At 67.4% G+C, this 546-nt stretch carries 1 protein-coding gene; it reads right to left on the reverse strand.

Translation table 11 applies throughout. From position 1 onward, the window contains the following. A partial coding sequence (locus ACFQUU_RS29475; RefSeq protein ID WP_382252202.1) for a condensation domain-containing protein occupies positions 1-546 on the reverse strand: 546 nt, incomplete at both ends.

Below are 546 nucleotides of genomic sequence, written 5' to 3' on the forward strand. Positions count from 1 at the left end.
CGCCTGCGCCTGCAGCACCTCGCCCTCGATCCAGCGCCGCTGCCAGGCCGCATAGTCGGCGTACTGGATCGCCAGCGGCGGCAGCGGATCGTCTTTGCCGGCACGATAGGCGTTGTACAGCGCGCTGAACTCGTTGACCAGGATGCCCTGCGACCAGCCGTCGGAGACGATATGGTGCATCGTCACCAGCAGCACATGCTCGTCGTCGTCGAGCCGGATCAGGCGACCGCGCACCAGCGGGCCGGTGGCAAGGTCGAACGGCGCTGCGGCTTCGGCCTCGGCCAGTTCGCCGAGTCTGGCTTCGGCGTCATTCTGGTTGCGCAGATCGTGTTCCTGCAGTGTGAAGCCGCTGTCAGCTGGGGCGATGCGCTGCACCGGCTGGCCGTGTTCCAGCACGAAGGTCGTGCGCAGGGCTTCATGGCGGGCGACGATGCGGTCCAGCGCATGGCGCAGCGCTGCACGGTCGAGCGTTCCCTGCATGCGCAGTCCGAGCGGGATGTGATACGCCTGGCTGACGCCTTCCATCTGCGACAGGAACCACAGCCG

Origin of the sequence: Herbaspirillum sp. GCM10030257 (assembly GCF_042666555.1) — a bacterium.
Lineage (GTDB): Bacteria > Pseudomonadota > Gammaproteobacteria > Burkholderiales > Burkholderiaceae_D > Noviherbaspirillum.